This window comes from Acinetobacter sp. SFB (genome assembly GCF_001647545.1).
Classification (GTDB): Bacteria; Pseudomonadota; Gammaproteobacteria; order Pseudomonadales; family Moraxellaceae; genus Acinetobacter.
In genome coordinates this window covers 197,709-216,574 of the sequence record NZ_LSZH01000014.1, presented here as the reverse complement: position 1 = coordinate 216,574, position 18,866 = coordinate 197,709, and the positions used below count along the sequence as shown (strand labels likewise).

Genomic DNA, 18,866 nt, shown 5'->3' with positions numbered 1-18,866 from the left:
GGAGGAGAAAAACTCCTCGACACACGGAGAAAAAAATTGAAAGACTTGCTCGATATCATGCGCAAAAAGACGGATTCAGACGGTCATGCTCCAGTAGAGTTTGATCGCATCCGCATTGGTCTTGCGTCACCAGAAATGATTAAGTCATGGTCTCACGGTGAAGTTAAAAAACCTGAGACAATTAACTATCGTACGTTCAAACCAGAACGTGATGGTTTATTCTGTGCCAAAATTTTTGGTCCAGTCAAAGATTACGAATGCTTGTGTGGTAAATACAAGCGTATGAAATACAAAGGCGTCATTTGTGAAAAATGTGGCGTTGAAGTAACAACTGCGAAAGTACGTCGTGAACGTATGGGTCATATTGACCTTGCGTCACCGGTTGCGCACATCTGGTTCTTGAAATCATTACCATCCCGTATCGGTCTTCTTTTAGACATGACTTTACGTGATATCGAACGTGTATTGTATTTCGAATCATATGTTGTAACAGATCCAGGTATGACTCCAATGGAGAAATACCAACTTCTTAACGATGAAGAATACTTCACAGCGTTAGAAGAACACGGTGATGAATTCAGCGCGAAAATGGGTGCAGAAGCGATTCAGGATTTGTTGAAAGACATCGATCTTGAAGCTGAAATTGCGCGTCTTCGTGAAGAAATTCCACAAACAACTTCAGAAACCAAGCTTAAGAAAGCGTCTAAGCGTTTGAAGTTGATGGAAGCATTCAACGATTCGAACAACAAGCCAGAATGGATGGTGTTGACTGTACTTCCAGTCCTTCCACCAGATCTTCGTCCTTTAGTTCCTCTTGAAGGCGGTCGTTTCGCGACTTCTGACTTGAATGACCTTTACCGTCGTGTGATCAACCGTAACAACCGTTTGAAACGTCTGCTTGACCTTTCAGCGCCAGACATCATCGTACGTAACGAAAAACGTATGTTGCAAGAGTCTGTAGATGCATTGCTTGATAACGGTCGTCGTGGTCGCGCAATCACTGGTTCAAACAAACGTCCGCTTAAATCTTTGGCAGACATGATCAAAGGTAAACAAGGTCGTTTCCGTCAAAACTTATTGGGTAAACGTGTCGACTATTCAGGTCGTTCGGTTATTACCGTAGGTCCGACTTTACGTTTGCACCAATGTGGTCTTCCGAAGAAAATGGCACTTGAATTATTCAAACCATTTATTTTTGCGAAACTACAAGCGTCTGGTCAAGCGACAACCATTAAAGCTGCGAAGAAAATGGTTGAACGCGAAACACCTGAAGTTTGGGACGTTCTTGCTCATGTGATTCGTCAACATCCAGTCATGTTGAACCGTGCGCCAACCCTTCACCGTTTGGGTCTTCAAGCATTTGAACCGACCCTGATTGAAGGTAAAGCAATCCGTCTTCACCCACTCGTATGTGCTGCGTTCAACGCCGACTTCGACGGTGACCAAATGGCGGTACACGTTCCATTAACAATCGAAGCTCAGTTAGAAGCGCGTGCCTTAATGATGTCAACCAACAACATTTTGTCTCCAGCGAACGGTGAACCAATCATCGTACCGTCTCAGGACGTTGTGTTGGGCTTGTATTACATCACGCGTGATGCAATCAATGCCAAGGGTGAAGGCATGGTGTTTGCGGATACTGACGAAGTAAACCGCGCATTGGCTACCGGTCAAGTGAACTTGCACGCTCGCGTAAAAGCACGTGTACACCAGACTGTCATTGATGAAGATGGTAACCGCGAACAGCAAACCATTATTGTTGATACCACTCCTGGCCGTTGCTTACTGTGGGAAGTTGTGCCTGAAGGTATGGATTTCCAGCAAATTAACGTTGAGATGACCAAGAAAAACATCTCGAAGTTAATTAACTCTTGCTACCGTAAATTGGGTCTAAAAGATACAGTAATCTTTGCTGACCAATTGATGTACTTGGGCTTCCGTCAAGCGACGCGTTCAGGTGTATCTGTCGGTATGGAAGACATGCTTATTCCACCGCAAAAACAAGCCATTATTGGTAAAGCGGATGCTGAAGTTCGTGAAATCGAACAACAGTTCGAACAAGGTTTCGTAACTGCCGGCGAACGTTATAACAAAGTGGTCGATATTTGGGCGCGTACTAACGACCAAGTAGCGAAAGCGATGATGGACAACTTGTCTTTCACCACTGTTAAAAACAAACAGGGTGAAGACGAGAAGCAAAAATCATTCAACAGTATCTACATGATGTCTGACTCTGGTGCCCGTGGTTCGGCAGCTCAGATTCGTCAGCTTGCAGGTATGCGTGGTTTGATGGCGAAACCGGATGGTTCGATCATTGAAACCCCGATTAAAGCAAACTTCCGTGAAGGTTTGACAGTACTTCAGTACTTCATTTCAACACACGGTGCGCGTAAAGGTTTGGCCGATACAGCACTTAAAACAGCAAACTCTGGTTACTTGACTCGTCGTCTAGTAGACGTAGCGCAGGATTTGGTGATTACTGAACCTGATTGCGGTACTTTAAGCGGTCTTGTCATGACGCCATTCATTCAAGGTGGCGATGTCATCGAGAACCTTGGTGCTCGAGTATTGGGTCGTGTTGTTGCTGAAGATGTGAAACGTGCTGGTTCTGATGACGTCATTCTTCCGCGTAATACGCTGATTGACGAAAAACTTGCTGCCTTCATTGAAGAAGCTGGTGTCGACGAAGTTAAAGTACGTTCCGTGGTTTCTTGTGAATCTACGTTCGGTGTATGTGCGAAATGTTATGGTCGTGACCTTGCACGTGGTCATCAGGTAAATCCTGGTGAGTCTGTAGGTGTTATGGCTGCACAATCAATTGGTGAACCGGGTACCCAGTTAACCATGCGTACATTCCACGTAGGTGGTGCTGCAAGTCGAACTTCTGCTGCAAATAGTATTCAAGTACGTAATAAAGGTACTGTACGTTTCCACAACGTGAAAACTGTACAACATGCCAAAGGTCACTTGGTATCGACTTCCCGTTCAGGTGAAATCGGTATTGCGGATGACTTGGGTCGTGAACGCGAACGTTACAAAATTCCATACGGTGCTTCGATCATTCTAAAAGATGGCGAAGATGTAGCAGCGGGCGGTATTGTTGCAACTTGGGATCCGCATACGCATCCACTGGTTACCGAAGTTGCAGGTAAAGTACGTTTCAGCCAGATCGCTGATGGCGTAACTGTGACATCGAAAACTGATGATGCAACAGGTATGACCACAATCGAAATCTTGCCAGTGACTTCACGTCCTGCGTCAGGTAAAGATTTACGTCCTGCTGTTGTTCTTGACACCGTAGAGGGTGGCGAACAGTTCTACTTCTTGCCACAAAATACGATTCTTTCTGTCCGTGATGGCGAAACAATCGGTGTGGGTGACGTTATTGGTCGTGTACCACAAGAAACTTCACGTACTCGTGATATTACCGGTGGTCTGCCGCGTGTAGCTGACTTGTTCGAAGCACGTAAACCGAAAGAACATGCAATCCTGGCTGAAATTTCAGGTGTTGTAAGCTTCGGTAAAGAGACCAAAGGTAAAAACCGTTTAGTGATTGCGCCTGATGACGGCTCTGAAATTTATGAAGAGTTGATTCCAAAATGGCGTACCATTAACGTGTACGAAGGCGAACATGTAAACCGTGGTGAAACAGTTTCTGACGGTCCCCAAAACCCGCATGACATTTTACGTCTGAAAGGTGAAGTGGCGTTGACTAACTACATCGTGAACGAAGTTCAGGACGTTTATCGTCTGCAAGGTGTAAAAATCAACGACAAGCACATTGAAGTTATTGTGCGTCAAATGTTGCGTAAAGTTGAAATCACTGATGGTGGTGATACGAGCTTCATTAAAGGCGAACAAGTGGATTACATCCGCATGGTTGCTGAAAACCAAGCTGTACTTGCTCAGAACAAGTTCCCTGCGAAGTATGAACGTCAATTGATGGGTATTACCAAAGCCTCGCTTTCTACTGACTCGTTTATCTCTGCTGCATCGTTCCAGGAAACAACTCGTGTGTTAACTGAAGCTGCTGTAACAGGTAAAGAAGATGATTTACGCGGTCTGAAAGAGAACGTAGTTGTGGGTCGTTTGATTCCTGCAGGTACAGGTCTTGCATACCACTTAGAACGTCGTCGTCAAGAAGCTGAAGCTGCCGAGCATGAGCTTGTAAATGACTTCTCTGATGTTGATCAAGCATTAAGCCAAGCATTTAACCAAGAATTTTAATTCTTAAGTTATATGATTGAAAAAGGCGCCTTCGGGCGTCTTTTTTTATTTTAAATAAGTGAAAATTAAAGCTTTCCCCAAGTCTTATAATTTCCTATATTAAAAAACAGAACAATTGAAAATCTTTATTAATTTATAAACTTAAAACAACTAGGACAAACTTATGAAACCGACACAGCATTTTTTAGCACTTTCACTTATAGCTATTTCTACTGCTGTTATTGCTGCACCTATGCCAAATACTATTATGCTGGAAGATAAAGCCGTTGTTCCAATCTTAAAGACCGAGGTCATTCGTCGAGTTGCAGGACAAGAGCCTAAGCGTAGCGTGGATGCCACAATTTTTGAAGTCGCTAATATGGGGAAAGATATTGTTGCGCGTGAAATCCATTTAGAAGATAACCAAGCACAATTTTCAGAAAAGCAGCTTGCTATTCCTGTGATTCAAAAAGGCGGTGTCATTGTACCGACTTCAAAAATTGAATTGGATACCACAATAAAGCAAGACGGGAAGATACTCTCTCAAACCAAAAAAATTGATGCTGAAGGTGTTGAGTTCAAACAAGGGCAAGAGCCTATTCATCGAACCTTAAAGCTGGATCAGAAAAACAATCTGGGCAGTAACACCAAAACATCACATGCCGTTTTAACTGAAAATGGTACGACCACACGTGATATAGTGCTGTTGAGTGAAGATGAATAAACTTCAGTTAAACATAGTGAAATGTTTCATGATTTTTTACAAAATGCATCATTTCAGTATTAATGCTTTACATTTTTAATTTATTTTTTTCACAAAAGAAGCATAAGCTGAAAAGAATGAAAAAAGGGGAAAAATCCATGAAAAAGTTAATGAGCTTAATGGCAGTAGCCACTCTATCCACTTTTATGTTGGCAGGTTGTGAAAGTATGTCTGCCAATGAGCAGCGAATCGGTGCAGCAGCCCTAGGTGGGGCAGTGGGTGGCGGTGTAGGTAATAAGGTCGGTGGTGGTGTAGGCGCGGCTGTAGGTGGCGGTGCTGGTGCAGCGGTCGGAAGTAAAACCCAAGGTGGTTCAAACCGAAATGCGACTTATAGTGGTGTAGGTGGTGCTATTGGTTCTGCCGTAGGTAAAAGTGTCTTCGGTGGCAATGGTGGTGCAGCAATTGGTGGTGCGATTGGTGGTGGTGCTGGAGCTGCCATCGAACAGAAACGTTAATTCAACGTCTTAATCATTAAAGTAAAAGTGCTTGATCAACAAGCGCTTTTTTTATTATTGAATGGTTGGTTTTGGATTTTTTCCTGCGCCTATAGACAGTTTTTTCAATTTTTGCAATACGACTACCCACACCGCCAAAAATATGGACAGTGTATTTGCGATGTACGGGAGCATAATTATCAGTAAGTTCTTTAATAATGCCTATTTCAGTGCTATCTAAGCGAATATCAGCATAAACGGTGTTATGTCCTGGTCAGAGAAAATGAATTTTCACCGATTTATCCCCGATAATATATCTTGATCCGAGAGGATGCATCAGTAAAAAGCATAAAACGGATTGATCATGGAATACAAGCTTCCGGCAAAATACACTCCCCCACATTTTAATTTTTACGCGTTAAAGGCATTTTCACGCGAATGTAATCATTAGCCAGATCCATTTTTTCAATCGCAATACCTGCACCACGATAAGGTGGGTAACGATTGAGCATGAATTTAGCGATCGCCAGTATTGTCTGTAGTTTGTTTAAAAGGCTCATCTGGGTCAATTGTTTTTATGGTGAGCCAGAGCATACTAAAGCAGAATTAAAATTGGGGCATTGATCAGGTTGCCCAATGATCAAGATAAATAGTGAATAAAAAAATGAGAAAGCATTATGCAAGCAAAGACCCAATGGGTAGCCACCCAAGATCAACAGCGTCTCTATGTAAAAATATGGGGAAGTGATGAAAAGCCGGCTTTAGTATTGGTACATGGTTATCCGGATAATCAAGAAGTATGGGAACCAGTTATTCAGGAGCTTATCCAAGATTTTTATATTGTCACTTATGATGTACGCGGAGCAGGGCAGTCTTCTATTCCAAGGCGTATTCGTGACTATCGCTTGGAACAGTTATCTTTAGATTTAGAAAATGTAGTCAATGCTGTATTAAAAGATCGGCCTTTCCATTTGGCAGCGCATGATTGGGGTTCTATCCAGTCTTGGGAGTCGGTCACCGAAGCCAAATTTACTGCCCGAATTCTATCTTATAGTACGATTTCAGGGCCGTGTTTAGACCATGCTGCATTTTGGATGCGTAATCAGTTTAAACAGCACAAGAGCAAGTTCTTTAAGCAGCTCAGCAAGTCTTGGTATATTGCAGTATTTCAGCTGCCATTGCTGGCACCCACAGTATGGAATTTTTTCAGTCCTGAAAAATGGGGCAAAGTGCTGGAAAAGTTGGAGCAGCAGAAAAACTTGCCTTTAAATTTTCATATTGCATCAGATGGCAAACATGGAATCGGATTATATCGCGCTAATTTTTTGCCACGCTTAACTCGGCCACGTCAGCGTTTTGCCGTTTGTCCCGTCCAGGCGATTGTGCTGAAACGTGACAATTTTGTCAGTCCTGAACTGATTGATGAAATGCCAAAATGGGCTGAAAATTTTCAGCGTGTAGATATGGATGCCAATCACTGGGCAATATTAAGCCAACCTGAATTGGTCGCCGACACGATTCGTAGCTTTGCATTAAACCAGTCTGGAAAATAGTTTTTTATTTAACTATATGAATATAAATGAAAATTTAGATCACGGCTAAAAGCAATCAATTTGCAGATTCAAGGAGTTGGATCTGCTAAAATATCGACTTTTCATCTTCCCCCTCAAGTGATTATGTTCGCAATTATTGCCGCTATCGGAGTCATGTTCGGACTCTCATTAGCTCGTGTGCCTGTGGTCTTTGCATTGGTGATCGGTGCTGTTGCCGGTGGTTTGTTGGCTGGCTTAGGTCTGCAAGGAACTTTAGATGCATTTAATAATGGCCTAGGTGGCGGGGCTAAAATTGCCTTGGCCTATGGTATTTTGGGTGCATTTGCGCTTGCTTTAGCACGCTCGGGTTTGCCTGATTTACTGGCTTACAAACTGATCTCCATCGTAAAAGGAGATGCCAATGTTCAATCGCAAAATAAGGTTAAATTTTTAATTTTCTTTATGATTGTTGCAGCAGCGGTGTCTTCGCAAAACCTGATTCCTGTTCATATTGCTTTTATTCCGGTTTTGATTCCGCCTCTGTTAGGTGTCTTTAACCATTTAAACTTAGACCGCCGCGCTGTGGCCTGTTTATTAACTTTTGGTTTATGTGCCACTTATATGTTGGTGCCGGTCGGATTTGGTGCGATTTTCTTAAATGATATATTAGGCCAAAATATCAATACTTTTGGTAAGCCATACGGTTTTGAAATTAGTTACGATCAAATTCCATATGCAATGGCAATTCCTGTTTTTGGCATGTTTGTGGGGCTATTGGTTGCGCTGTTTTATACTTATCGCAAACCAAGAATTTATAAAGAAATTAAGCTTGAACCAAGTCATCATAGTATTTCCGGTGATGTCGTTACCGATGAGAATGCTAAGCCACAAATAGCAAAATTTACTTTGGTTATGGCCGCTTTTGCCGTCATTGCGACCCTAAGTGTACAGCTTTATTCGGATTCGATGATTCTTGCCGGTCTGGTGGGTGTGGCGATTTTAAGCTGCGCAGGTATTTTCAAGTGGAAAGAAGCAGACGATGTGATTATTACCGGTATGCGAATGATGGCACTGGTCGGTTTTATTATGATTGCCGCACAAGGTTTTGCATCCGTCATTGAGGCCACCAATCAAGTTCCTGCTTTGGTCAATGCATCGGTTGAGTGGATTGGTAACAGTAAAGCGTTGGCTGCATTTTTAATGTTGCTTGTGGGTTTGCTGATTACTTTAGGGATTGGCTCATCGTTCTCTACTGTGCCGATTTTAGCCATTATCTATGTGCCTTTATGTATCCAGTTTGGCTTTAGTCCAGCAGCGACCATTGCCCTGATTGGCACTGCCGCAGCTTTGGGCGATGCGGGTTCTCCAGCTTCTGATTCAACTTTAGGGCCTACCTCCGGTTTAAATATGGATGGACAACATGACCATATGAAAGACAGTGTGGTTCCTACCTTTATCCATTTTAATATTCCTTTAATGATATTTGGGTGGATTGCGGCAATGGTTCTTTAATTCAAACTTATATTTTTTATTTAGTTTGAATCTATTTTATTTTGGTATTAATAGATATATTTAAAATAGACCTTTTAGAATAACTAATATAATAAACCTGATTAACTTGGTTGGTATTTAAAACCAACCAAGTTTGTCTGATTAAAATAAATATTTAATATTATCAAATACTTAAAATTAAATTAAATTATTATTAATTAATCGCTATTGCATATTAATTTGTCTCGTGTTTATTATTAATTAATGTTTTATTTTGTTGTTATTATTCTTCCAAGGGGTATTTAAAATGTTAAAACAAGTTGCTCTTATTGCATTATTGGGAATGTCTGCTTCTGCAATGGCGGGTCAGTGGCAAGTGAAAGTAGGTGCTTCTGCTCTGGCACCACAAAATGATGATAATGGTATTATTGCAGGTGGTAAGGCGACCGTAAGCAATGAACTGGGTTTTACCCCTTCAGTAGAATATTTCTTTGATAACTCACCTATTTCAGTAGAATTGTTATTGGCGACTCCTTTCAAACATGATGTAAGTATTGAAGGTTTAGGTGAGGTAGCAAGCTTTAAACATTTACCACCCACAGTGACCGCTAAATATAACTTTAAAAATTCAACTCGCTTTACTCCTTATGTCGGTGTTGGTGCAACAGTTGTTATTCCTTGGGATGAAGAGACCAAAGGTGCAATTGCAGGTTCAAAACTTGAAGCCGATGTAGCTTATGGTGTTGCTGGGCAAGTTGGTTTTAACTTCCAGCCTGCAGATGCTAAAAACTGGGGTGTTTTTGCAGATGTACGTTATGCTCAGGTTGAAACAGACTTAGAATTAGATGGTACAAATATTGGCGAATTGGAAGTAAACCCTTGGGTTTACACCATTGGTTATAGCTACAAATTCTAAGACTAAAATAAAAATAAGCGCCACAAAACCTCATCTTTATAGATGGGGTTTTTTAATGAAAAACTTACAATCAATCACATAGATTGAGCACTTTGATACTATTTAATCATCCATATTTTGTTTAAGTTGTTTATAGAAAATAAGCTAAAAAGAGAAAAAAATCATGAAATTATTCAATTTATACAGTGTGGTCTTTTGTAGCCTATTCAGTGGATCTGTTTATGCGGCAAGTTTCAATTGTGATCATGCGCGAACACAAACAGAACATGCTATTTGTGACACTCGGGTTGTAAATGATGCCGATGTGAAAATGGCCACTACCTATAATATTATTAAGCGTCTGGTTCCAATGGGTACACGGGGTATGATTCAGGATGAACAGGTGAAGTGGCTACAATTACGTGATCAATGTATTAACTCAAGCCGTTGTTTAACTGAAGTATATAAAATGCGCCAACAAAAACTGGATCTGTATATGGATCGTGTTTATAAACAAGGCCCTTTTTAATAAAAATTTATCATTTCCTATTGAAATTTTCTCAAGTCACTCCATTCATTAAACATTCAATAAAAAGTGTTTTGAATTTAAGGAGTGACTGATGAGCGAACAAAGTACACAAAAACATAGTTTCCAGGCAGAAGTAGCCCAACTTTTACATTTGGTGACGCATTCACTTTATTCAAATCCGGATATTTTCTTACGCGAACTGATTTCGAATGCTTCAGATGCTTGCGATAAGTTGCGTTTTGAAGGAATCAATCATCCTGAATATTATGAAAATGATCCTGAACTGCATGTTCGTGTCAGTCTAGATAAAGACAATCAAACCATCACTATTTCAGACAACGGTATTGGTTTAACCCAACAAGAAGCGATTGATAATTTAGGTACCATTGCTAAATCTGGCACCAAAGACTTTATGTCTAGACTGTCCGGTGACCAGAAAGCCGATGCGCAATTGATCGGACAGTTTGGTGTCGGTTTCTATTCAGGCTTTATTGTTGCCGAAAAAATTACCGTTGAATCTCGTCATGCAGCTGCAGATGCGACGGATGGTGTACGCTGGATCAGTCAAGGGACAGGTGATTTTGAAGTTGAACAAATCACCAAGGCTTCACGTGGAACAGATATTATTTTACATTTACGTGATAATGCACTTGAGTATTTAGAGTTTTATAAAGTTAAGCAAATCATCAATAAATATTCTGACCACATTAGTTTGCCCATTGAAATGCAAAAAGAAGTCTGGCAGCAAGAAGAAGCGGCTGAAGGTGAAGAACCTAAAGCCGGTCAGATGGTTAAAACGGATGAATGGGAAGCGATTAACTCGGCAAGTGCACTTTGGACTCGAAATAAAAACGAGATCACTGATGAGCAATACATTGAGTTTTACAAGAATTTAAGCCATGACTTTGAGGCACCCTTGGCTTGGGCACATAATCGTGTGGAAGGCAGCACCGAATATACTCAATTACTGTATGTGCCAAGCAAAGCGCCGAACAATATTTTCACGCGTGAAGCGAAAGCGGGCATCAAGCTGTATGTAAAACGCGTGTTTATTATGGATGAAGCAGATAACCTGATTCCGAATTATTTGCGTTTTGTGCAAGGTGTAGTCGATAGCGCTGATCTTCCACTCAATGTCAGCCGTGAACTGCTACAAGAAAGCCGTGATGTTAAAACCATTCGTGAAGGCAATACCCGCCGTATTTTAACCATGCTAGATGGTCTGGCGAAGTCGGAAGATGAAAAAGATCAAGAAAAATTCAAACAGTTCTATGCTGAATTTGGTTCAGTGATTAAAGAAGGTTTGGGTGAAGACTTTGGCAATCGTGAACGTATTTTAAAATTATTACGGTTCTCTACCTCGACCAATGATGAAATTTCAACTTCATTGACTGACTATAAAGCACGGATGAAAGACGGGCAAAAAGCCATTTATTACGTGACTGCGGATAGTTTAACTGCTGCGAAAAATTCACCACAACTGGAACTGTTCAAGAAAAAAGGCATCGAAGTGTTATTGATGGCAGATCGTGTGGATGAATGGGCGATGGAGTTCGTCAATGAATTCGATGGTACGCCTATGCAAAACGTGGCGAAAGGTGCAGTGGATTTAGGGGATCTGCAAGATGCTGAAGAGAAGAAAGCACTTGAAGCTGCCGCTGAACAGTTTAAACCAATCGTTGAAAAATTGTCAGATGCACTCAAAGCCAAAACCAAAGAGGTTCGTGTAACCACACGTTTGGTTGATTCTCCTGCATGTTTGGTGACAGGTGAAGGAGAGCTTTCTCCGCAGTTGATTCGTATGTTGAAACAGGCAGGTCAGGCTGTGCCAGAAAGTAAACCGATTCTGGAAATTAACCCAGAACATCCTTTGGTGAAAAAACTGGAAGGCTCGAGTCAGTTTGATGATCTGGCCAATGTGATTTTCGATCAGGCCGTGATTGCAGAAGGTGGATTACCTGATGATCCTGCGGAATATGTAAAACGTATTAACAGTTTGTTGTTGAAATAAGTCTATTTTAGACAATAAAAAAACCTCCTTTGGGAGGTTTTTTTATTGAAAATTATCTGAAGAATAAGTAAATAGTCTTGTTTAATCCTAATTAAAATAATGCTTCTAAACGCACCGATGCACCAATAAAATGGCTACGATCATCCCTATGATTATTAAAGTAATTTAAATTTCCTTGTACATAGAACCATTCTCGCCATAACGGTTGTCGCCAAGAAACGAAGGGCCCCCAGCTGTTTAAACGCAAATCTTTATTGTTTAAAAAACCACCAGTATAAATACCATAACTAAAGGTATTTTCATGAAAAAACTGATGCTGTCTAAACAGGTTATTATCCCAAGTTAGGTCATCATCTTGATCATCGGCATAGGTAAGATTGAGCTGATTAGAAAGAATGGCTTCATTTGGACGCGCATGAGTGAGCTCAAGATTGGTTCTTAAATAATTTTTACTATCAATGCCATAACGATAAATTTCTTCTGCGTAAAAATTGAAATCATTTTCCAGTTTCCAGTTTTTGGAGCCTTTAAAACGCAGATAAATATCATCTCCCGAACGAAGACCTAAATCTACATCAGTTTCAAAAGGCAGGCGTTTGGAAAAATCTGACCAGCGAAATGCAAAAGAACTATTATTCTCACGGGTACGCTGTCGGTCTAAAGTTTTATCATTGCTATTGCCCGGATTTTCATCGGTAATGGCGACATTATTATCCAGTTCATTGTCGAGGGAGTCATCACCAAAGACTAAGCTCAGTTTGCGCTCTAAAGTTGGAAGTTTAATTTTGCCTCGAATACGCGGTTTAATTTCATAACCATCATGTTTATTCCAGTTGTTGTCCACGATCACGCGTAAGGTCGCAGATGCGGGTTTTTCTGGATCGGTTTCGCCAAACCAATTATCAATTTTATGCGAGGTATGATCTGCCCAGTTTCGAACTTTAAGCTGTTTGCGGTCTAACCAAGTTCGATCTGCAGTTTGTATGGTGGGTGGAACAATAGGTTCATTTGACTGCTGAGGCAAAAATGTCGGCAGCGCATCCACCCAACTTGGAATTTGATACAGCAAACTATGATCTTCATCCTGAGTCGAAATTGAACTCGTGGGTGAGTCAGTCTTTTGATCTGAGTGCTCAGATCCATTTGAGGCACTCATGATCCCCGATAACAGTATAAATAAGAGGGGTTTTGATAAACTGATTTTCTTTGAGGGCATATCCTTGCTCTTAAATTCTGGTTATTTGATAGTCTTGTAAAAATTGCGCTAAAAAAGCAAGCTTTAGCTACAAAAAAATAAAACTTAATCTGAAATATGCTTTTGAATTGCCTCATATAATTGATAACAGTCGATGGGCGATTCCAGTCGAGTAATAATATTCTGAATCAATTGCCAGCTTACCCCCTGATCACGTTCTAATAAAAAATAAGGATAAGCCAATTCAGCTCGAGACAGATTTAAACGGTTTTGCCCATGAATCACCCGAATTTTTTGTCGCTCTTTTAGTAACAGCAGCGGGGTCTTAAAGTCAGCAGGACTTTCCTTAAACTGAATAATTTTTTGTGTTTGGAAAAGTTGTGCAGGAATAAAGGCAAGATAGTTTTCATTTTTCCAAATTAAAGCTGCTTTTTCTGTATAGCTATAAAATAGAGTCTCGAAATCGGTAAAATTTTCCGCAAGGTCTTCCCAAGAAATTTGTTTAATTGCAGCGATACGATGTTGGTAGTGTTCAGTAAATCTATGCATTAAATCAACCGCTTGGGTTTGATTTTCAGCGCCGAACAACATTAAATATTTCATAAAACAATTTTGCGAATCGACTTGTTCAGCCAGATAAATTGGATGCTGTTGCCAATTTTTTAAATCTGCAGCATGGATGAGCAAATCAATATACTGAGAAATTTCTGGAAGAGTTGGAATTTCTAAACCATGTAACTCTTGTGCAGCAGCATTCTTCTCATCAACAGGATAAATATGGGCAAGATATGGACCGAGTTGCAGGCTTTGTAAAACTTCCTTTCCGATCTGTTTTTTAGCTGTTATTACTTGTTGCTTGTCTTTTAATATGTGTGGCAGTTGATTAATAAGGTGCTGATTAGACGTGCTTAAATCTGGCACATTGATTTGATTCTGTTCTGGTACAAGCGGTGGAGACAGATTTAAGTGTGTCTCGGTCTGAGTTAAAATAGGGGCAAGGTGTAGTTCTAAAACAACTGCTTTTTGTCTTAATTCATCGTCAGTTTTCAGGCAGCTATAGCGTTGTTTCTGTTCTAACATCCATTGATAAATCTCATCTAGATTCCCCCAGACACTGATCAAGGCACTGCGGTTTGGGGCTGGAATTAACCATATTTTCCATCCTTGTGCAGGGTGATACAAAATGGCCCAACCTGATTCGGTATTTTGGTATAGCGCCTGTTGTAAAGTGCCATCCTGTCGAAAAAGCCCACGATAAGAAAGTTTAAACGGCGTCTGATCTGCAAAATCCGTTGCGGCTTGCTGCGGTTGAGTTTGAGATTTAAATTTCAAAATTTGTTTTTTAAAAATGGGGTCATCACATAAACGAAAAATTTCGATTAAACGTGTTTTTGATTTTGCGATCTCAAAAAAAGATAAAGAGCGATGTTCCAAACCGTCTAGCAGTTGATGTAGTTCTTTAACCAGCAGCGCTTTTTCTAAGGCATTCATGAACGCACCTCTAGAGATGTTGTTGTGCTTTTTCTAGATAGCTTGCCAATACAATATTAATAGCAAGTTCAAGTAATTTATATTCTGCAGACGTGGGTTTTGGGTACTGTTCAGCAAGTACAACGTCAAGCGACACAAGGTTTGTCAATTACGACTCATTGTTTGTCATAGAACGACGCATAAGTTGTCATAGAAAAAGCCCATTCGGTATGAATGGGCTTTTTTTTAAGTATGATCCTATTGCTCTTAAAAGATTTTTATAGACCTTATTATGTTAATTTTAGAAAATATTAAATTAGATTAATCAAAATAATCTTCTAGCTCATTCCAACTTGGTAATTCTAAGTATTCCTGATCTAGTTGTATTACAGGTGACCAATTAATCTTTGAATTAAGACAAAATCCTAATCTTTTCTTAATTACTGGCGTCTGTTCTAACAACCCAAGTGGAATCCATATGAACGAGCTATTTCCAACTTTATTAGGAACTGGAGATCCACAACTTACACAAAAGCAAGAAGTAAAACCTGAGTCTTTTCTAAATGTTCCAATAGAATCTATACTAGAAACCCACTCAAATAATGTTTCATTCACCAAAGTAGCTGAATTTGTTCCAGTACCACTTTGTTTACGACATAAGCTGCAATGACAGTGATACATCGTATGAATATCTTTATTGACCAAAAATTTAACCGTTCCGCACAAGCAACTACCACTATTTTTCATTTATCAACCTTAGATAAGTCATATTTATCATAAGTATTGAATGATGCATTCATACTTATTGAAGCTTATAAATTTAGTTAGGTATGACATAATATAACTGAAATTATTTAAAATAATTAACTATTTAACGTACTGGTTGCTATATAAAATATCTTGTTATAGATCTTAAATTTAAAAAATCATTTCGAAAAATGACAAAGGTTGAGTCGTCTTACACTCATAATGACAAAGGTTGAGTCGCAGCATGATGTCATTATGGTTCGTGAGAAGAATTAAGATGCTGATTTGATTATCATGCTAATGACAAACCTTGTGTCGCATGACGTACAATCAAACGATCAATATTGATTGTTTGCGGAGGAATTTTACCTTGAATCAATGCTTGAAGTTCTTGCATAAGAAAATGGTTTCATTGTATGAAATTATTAATTTAATGCTTTGATTATATGGATTTAAAAAGAAAAAGCATGAAGATATATGGTTATGTTTTGAGTGGTTATAGACATAAAGAACAAAAAATGTAGATTGTGGGTAAAAATATTCAAATTTTTTACTGCTAAAGTTGCAAAATAGATCATGATTTATTGTTTTATTTTTCATTAAATTGAAAAGAATGAGTATTCAGGATTTTGTATCCAGTATAAAGAAGATGAAATAAAATTAATTTTTGATCCTAAAAAAACAGACTGAGTTAGGCTGGTCTGTTTTTTAGGGAATAAGGTAGCTCTTAAGCTACTTTTTTCACCGCAATTTGAGCCTGCTCTACTGCTTCAGAAGCAGGGGCTTTTTGTTCAGCATTTACAGTCTCAACTGCTTTTTTAGCAGGAAAATCTGGAACAAAAACAATTTGAGCAGATACATTTGCAGAAAAAGCCACAACAGCGATAGCCAAAACAGATTGAATAGCGTTCATCATTATTTCCTTTAGGTGAAAGGATGCCTAAGACAATAGGCAAGGGAGATAAATAAAATATATTTCACGTAAAGGATATCAAAAAATGAGCAAGTTATGGAAGTGCTTGAGGTCGAAAAAAGATGAATGGTGAGTTTAAACTATTATATAAATCATATATTTAGAGTTTTTGCTCTAAGACAGATTGTCTTTTCACAATCTGTCTTAAATGGTTTAAAAATATCAATTTTTATGACATTTGCTTTGGCATTTTTTCTCATAAACTTTACCAGAAATGCCGCCAATAATAGCGCCACTCACGGTACCAAATACAGGTAATATACTTCCGGCAACAGCACCAATCAAAGCACCAGTAACCGTAGGGGAAAAAGGTGATTTCATGCTTGAGCGATGTCCAGATGTAGAATCTGCAGTTGAATCAACACTAGAATTTTGAGCTTCAGTATTCATATTTACCTCTTATAAAGTTGAATGATTGAGAACTTAAATGTTCCGCATATCAGACTAGCGAATTGTGCCTCTGGTTGTGTCAAAGCCTTGTATATATAAGTTGTGTTTTGTAAGAACTAAATCGTTGATATTGATATTGTGTCTTACATGTAAGTTTTTGCGGTGTAATGTTAAAACTCAAAATTTTGTTTAGAAAATATCCTATGATCTGGACTCACAACAATAAAACTTGAGGTTTGAATAATGGCTATCGCAAAAGTTGTTGAGGTTAATTCCAGCAGTAATAAAAGTTTTGAAGATGCAATTCAGACAGGCATTGAGAAAGTAACCGAAACAATAAAAAATGTGCAAGGTGCATGGATTAATGAGCAAAAAGTAGTGATTAAGGACAATAAAATTACTGAGTATCGGGTGAATTTAAAAATTAGTTTCTTGGTCGATTAGCTTGACGCAGCTTGAAGTTAAAAAATCCCCTAAGCAGGGGATTTTTAATTAACAGCGATCGTAAATCAATGTCATCTAAAATGAGAGAAAATTATTTTTCTGGAACATCGCAGAGATCATCCTTGCAGACTGCGGCCTCAGCGGTTTTGACTTCCGCTTGAGGTGCCTCTAAAGCTTTTTCAAAGACTTGTAAAAATACTTCACGTGGTTGTGCGCCAGCTAAGGCTACGCGTTGATCAAAGACAAAAAACGGTACACCGGTGACTTTTAATTGATCACGTGCGACTTCTTGATCAAATTTAACGAAGTCAGCATATTCTTCTGAGTTTAAGACATCCTCTACTTCAACTGGATTTAAGCCAATTCGTGCAGCAACGTCTTCAATCGTTTCACGTTCACCAATGGGTAAACCTTGAGTCATATAACTATAGAAAAAGGCTTCTTCGGCTTCTGAACCCAATCCTTTACTTTGAGCCAAGTGAATAATGCGATGTGCATTGAAAGTGTTACCTGAGTTGGCATTTTCCCAATTGAATTGAATGCCTTCTTCAGCTGCCATAGTGGCAATATTACGTTGCATTTCTTCAACGTCTGCAACTGTACGGCCGTATTTTTGCGCGAGACGTTCAGAGTTTGAAACTTCCTGACGGATGGGTGCTTCTGGATCTAATTCATAACTATGCCAGTGAACTTCAAGTTCTAAACCTGCTTGTTCGGCAGCAGCTTCAAGACGTTTTTTGCCGATATAGCAAAAAGGACAAACCACATCTGACCAAATATCTACGCGCATGAGAAATCTCTAATCTTTTATTGCCTATATTGATGGGGGTGCAGAGCAAAATTTAAAGCATGAAAATTAAATTAAAACCGAATCTGGCTAGAAAAACGCGATCTGTTTGAGCGGAATAAATAAGCAGAAGGGTTTTGAATCGGGTTATGCTATGAAAAAGTCAGTATAGGGAGTTTCGCATGCCAAGGATTTTTCTGATCTTAGGATTGGTGACATGTACCGTATTTGGTTGGCTGTTTTATCAATATTCGGTACAACAAAATGATCTGAGTCAACTTAAGGACTACCAGACTGTATTGTATGAAAAAGCAGAACTCATTTATGAACAAGCGCAAGACTGGTCTAAACCGATTAATGTCAACGTGTCAGATAATCGTTTACAGGGCGACTATAAAGTGATGGCTGACTTTGTGCTGAGCCAGATGATTCAAAATGCTGAAGCCAGGAATGAATATTTACGCGCGCTTAAAGCAATTCATTGGGATGAATTTTTAAATATCGACCGCTTGGATCAAGACCGTAAACAAAAGTTTGTAGAGACCGAGCAGATGTTGAAACAGGCCCATCTTCTGACCGCACAGTATCAACAACAAACCCAACAACGTGAAGAAGATTCTTTAACGCGAGCCAAGCATTTATCCATCAAAGCCAATCTGCGACATCAATTAACGGACAGCCTGCGTGAAAGTCGAGATAGTGATAAAACCCATGCTTTATTTGCATTAGAGCTACAAGTGTTAAATAAAGCGGATGCATTGTTTGAAATTCTGAAAAATAATAAATGGCAGAAAAAGAATAAAACCTTTATGTTTTATGAAGATCAACCGTTAAAGCAATTTAATGCCTTGTATCAGGAAGTGTTGCAGCTAAATGCAGAAATTGAACAAATTAAAAAGCAAAATCGCAACGCGGTGGAGCAGAAGTTATAGCATTTGAATTAGCATCATCCTGAACAGATCAGGATTGAATTTAATCTTTTTATGTAAAAGAAATGAT

General features: G+C 39.4%; 16 protein-coding genes and 2 pseudogenes. 10 read left to right on the top strand and 8 right to left on the bottom strand.

The window, feature by feature from the left end; genetic code table 11:
• The first annotated feature begins 36 nt into the window (after window positions 1–36).
• The 3 genes from rpoC to AY606_RS12255 all read left to right on the top strand — a co-directional run bounded on the left by rpoC (window position 37) and on the right by AY606_RS12255 (window position 5,424).
• The gene (gene rpoC, locus AY606_RS12265; protein ID WP_067868995.1) at window positions 37–4,227 is read left to right on the top strand and encodes a DNA-directed RNA polymerase subunit beta'; all 4,191 of its coding nucleotides are present in this window, start codon (window positions 37–39) and stop codon (window positions 4,225–4,227) included.
• A 163-nt stretch (window positions 4,228–4,390) separates the two neighbouring features.
• Entirely contained in the window at window positions 4,391–4,930 is a 540-nt protein-coding gene (locus tag AY606_RS12260) for a hypothetical protein (RefSeq protein WP_067868992.1), read from the top strand.
• Window positions 4,931–5,067: 137 nt separating this feature from the next.
• Window positions 5,068–5,424, top strand: coding sequence for a DNA transfer protein p32 (locus tag AY606_RS12255; RefSeq protein ID WP_067868989.1), 357 nt, complete (start codon window positions 5,068–5,070; stop codon window positions 5,422–5,424).
• Window positions 5,425–5,440: 16 nt separating this feature from the next.
• Here the strand turns inward: AY606_RS12255 and AY606_RS12250 are convergent.
• Window positions 5,441–5,963, bottom strand: a pseudogene (locus tag AY606_RS12250) (DUF4442 domain-containing protein).
• Between the two features lie 117 nt (window positions 5,964–6,080).
• Here AY606_RS12250 and AY606_RS12245 point away from each other — a divergent pair.
• The 5 genes from AY606_RS12245 to htpG all read left to right on the top strand — a co-directional run bounded on the left by AY606_RS12245 (window position 6,081) and on the right by htpG (window position 11,861).
• Window positions 6,081–6,956, top strand: a complete 876-nt coding sequence (locus tag AY606_RS12245) for an alpha/beta fold hydrolase (RefSeq protein ID WP_067868987.1) — start codon at window positions 6,081–6,083, stop codon at window positions 6,954–6,956.
• 123 nt (window positions 6,957–7,079) lie between these two features.
• The gene (locus tag AY606_RS12240) at window positions 7,080–8,447 is read left to right on the top strand and encodes a Na+/H+ antiporter family protein (protein WP_067868985.1); all 1,368 of its coding nucleotides are present in this window, start codon (window positions 7,080–7,082) and stop codon (window positions 8,445–8,447) included.
• A 286-nt stretch (window positions 8,448–8,733) separates the two neighbouring features.
• On the top strand, window positions 8,734–9,342 hold the full coding sequence (locus tag AY606_RS12235) for an OmpW/AlkL family protein (protein ID WP_067868982.1): 609 nt from the start codon (window positions 8,734–8,736) through the stop codon (window positions 9,340–9,342).
• Between the two features lie 163 nt (window positions 9,343–9,505).
• Window positions 9,506–9,850, top strand: coding sequence for a lysozyme inhibitor LprI family protein (locus AY606_RS12230; RefSeq protein ID WP_067868979.1), 345 nt, complete (start codon window positions 9,506–9,508; stop codon window positions 9,848–9,850).
• Window positions 9,851–9,941: 91 nt separating this feature from the next.
• Window positions 9,942–11,861 (top strand): molecular chaperone HtpG, encoded by a 1,920-nt coding sequence (gene htpG, locus AY606_RS12225; RefSeq protein WP_067868976.1) that lies wholly within the window; start codon window positions 9,942–9,944, stop codon window positions 11,859–11,861.
• A 91-nt stretch (window positions 11,862–11,952) separates the two neighbouring features.
• Here the strand turns inward: htpG and AY606_RS12220 are convergent.
• The 6 genes and pseudogenes from AY606_RS12220 to AY606_RS12200 all read right to left on the bottom strand — a co-directional run.
• Window positions 11,953–12,939: pseudogene (locus AY606_RS12220) on the bottom strand (hypothetical protein); the annotation flags it as partial.
• 222 nt (window positions 12,940–13,161) lie between these two features.
• Window positions 13,162–14,547 (bottom strand): hypothetical protein, encoded by a 1,386-nt coding sequence (locus AY606_RS12215; RefSeq protein ID WP_067868971.1) that lies wholly within the window; start codon window positions 14,545–14,547, stop codon window positions 13,162–13,164.
• Between the two features lie 10 nt (window positions 14,548–14,557).
• On the bottom strand, window positions 14,558–14,695 hold the full coding sequence (locus AY606_RS16320) for a hypothetical protein (RefSeq protein WP_171255401.1): 138 nt from the start codon (window positions 14,693–14,695) through the stop codon (window positions 14,558–14,560).
• Between the two features lie 152 nt (window positions 14,696–14,847).
• Window positions 14,848–15,273, bottom strand: a complete 426-nt coding sequence (locus AY606_RS15870) for a GFA family protein (RefSeq protein WP_081408408.1) — start codon at window positions 15,271–15,273, stop codon at window positions 14,848–14,850.
• Window positions 15,274–16,000: 727 nt separating this feature from the next.
• Window positions 16,001–16,186, bottom strand: coding sequence for a hypothetical protein (locus AY606_RS12205; RefSeq protein WP_067868967.1), 186 nt, complete (start codon window positions 16,184–16,186; stop codon window positions 16,001–16,003).
• 222 nt (window positions 16,187–16,408) lie between these two features.
• The gene (locus AY606_RS12200; protein ID WP_067868964.1) at window positions 16,409–16,636 is read right to left on the bottom strand and encodes a glycine zipper domain-containing protein; all 228 of its coding nucleotides are present in this window, start codon (window positions 16,634–16,636) and stop codon (window positions 16,409–16,411) included.
• A 243-nt stretch (window positions 16,637–16,879) separates the two neighbouring features.
• On the opposite strand from AY606_RS12200, the gene AY606_RS12195 reads away from it, so the two are divergent.
• Window positions 16,880–17,080: a dodecin family protein gene (locus AY606_RS12195; RefSeq protein WP_067868960.1), complete on the top strand. Its 201-nt coding sequence runs from the start codon at window positions 16,880–16,882 to the stop codon at window positions 17,078–17,080.
• Window positions 17,081–17,171: 91 nt separating this feature from the next.
• Here the strand turns inward: AY606_RS12195 and AY606_RS12190 are convergent, their stop codons facing one another.
• Window positions 17,172–17,870 carry a DsbA family oxidoreductase gene (locus tag AY606_RS12190; protein ID WP_067868957.1) on the bottom strand — a complete coding sequence of 233 codons (699 nt, stop codon included), beginning with the start codon at window positions 17,868–17,870 and terminating at the stop codon, window positions 17,172–17,174.
• Between the two features lie 179 nt (window positions 17,871–18,049).
• On the opposite strand from AY606_RS12190, the gene AY606_RS12185 reads away from it, so the two are divergent.
• Window positions 18,050–18,799 carry a hypothetical protein gene (locus tag AY606_RS12185; protein WP_067868954.1) on the top strand — a complete coding sequence of 250 codons (750 nt, stop codon included), beginning with the start codon at window positions 18,050–18,052 and terminating at the stop codon, window positions 18,797–18,799.
• The last annotated feature ends 67 nt before the right edge of the window (window positions 18,800–18,866 follow it).

Excerpts from the sequence above, each read along its gene's own strand:
- AY606_RS12205 (WP_067868967.1), bottom strand. The coding sequence starts at position 16,186 with ATGAACGCTATTCAATCTGTTTTGGCTATCGCTGTTGTGGCTTTTTCT.
- AY606_RS12240 (WP_067868985.1), top strand. The coding sequence starts at position 7,080 with ATGTTCGCAATTATTGCCGCTATCGGAGTCATGTTCGGACTCTCATTA.
- AY606_RS12260 (WP_067868992.1), top strand. The coding sequence starts at position 4,391 with ATGAAACCGACACAGCATTTTTTAGCACTTTCACTTATAGCTATTTCT.
- AY606_RS12245 (WP_067868987.1), top strand. The coding sequence starts at position 6,081 with ATGCAAGCAAAGACCCAATGGGTAGCCACCCAAGATCAACAGCGTCTC.
- AY606_RS12230 (WP_067868979.1), top strand. The coding sequence starts at position 9,506 with ATGAAATTATTCAATTTATACAGTGTGGTCTTTTGTAGCCTATTCAGT.
- AY606_RS12255 (WP_067868989.1), top strand. The coding sequence starts at position 5,068 with ATGAAAAAGTTAATGAGCTTAATGGCAGTAGCCACTCTATCCACTTTT.
- AY606_RS12195 (WP_067868960.1), top strand. The coding sequence starts at position 16,880 with ATGGCTATCGCAAAAGTTGTTGAGGTTAATTCCAGCAGTAATAAAAGT.
- AY606_RS15870 (WP_081408408.1), bottom strand. The coding sequence starts at position 15,273 with ATGAAAAATAGTGGTAGTTGCTTGTGCGGAACGGTTAAATTTTTGGTC.
- htpG (WP_067868976.1), top strand. The coding sequence starts at position 9,942 with ATGAGCGAACAAAGTACACAAAAACATAGTTTCCAGGCAGAAGTAGCC.
- AY606_RS12190 (WP_067868957.1), bottom strand. The coding sequence starts at position 17,870 with ATGCGCGTAGATATTTGGTCAGATGTGGTTTGTCCTTTTTGCTATATC.
- AY606_RS12235 (WP_067868982.1), top strand. The coding sequence starts at position 8,734 with ATGTTAAAACAAGTTGCTCTTATTGCATTATTGGGAATGTCTGCTTCT.
- AY606_RS12215 (WP_067868971.1), bottom strand. The coding sequence starts at position 14,547 with ATGAATGCCTTAGAAAAAGCGCTGCTGGTTAAAGAACTACATCAACTG.
- AY606_RS12185 (WP_067868954.1), top strand. The coding sequence starts at position 18,050 with ATGCCAAGGATTTTTCTGATCTTAGGATTGGTGACATGTACCGTATTT.
- AY606_RS12200 (WP_067868964.1), bottom strand. The coding sequence starts at position 16,636 with ATGAATACTGAAGCTCAAAATTCTAGTGTTGATTCAACTGCAGATTCT.